Below are 233 nucleotides of genomic sequence, written 5' to 3'. Positions count from 1 at the left end.
CCAAATACTTAAAGTAGCCAAAGAAACTTTCCATTGGCGCATTATCCCAACAGTTTCCCTTGAAAGACATGGATTGGGTTATCCCAAGTTCATTCACATTGCGTTGAAATAGCGGATGGGTGTAATGGAACCCCTGGTCAGAATGAAGCATTGCACTCGGATGGAACTCGTGAGACACAGCCTGCTTAAGCTTATTTAAAGTCTCGTAAACGATATCCATTTCTAATGAAGTA

Annotated in this window: 1 pseudogene; it reads right to left on the bottom strand. The window is 41.6% G+C overall.

What is annotated here, in order from left to right:
- Nucleotides 1-233, bottom strand: a pseudogene (locus tag SB775_RS34160) (IS3-like element ISBsp3 family transposase); the annotation flags it as partial.

This window comes from Peribacillus sp. SIMBA_075 (assembly GCF_046534585.1).
Note: the sequence above shows the minus strand (reverse complement) of the source record. Positions and strands in the feature narration are given on the sequence as shown.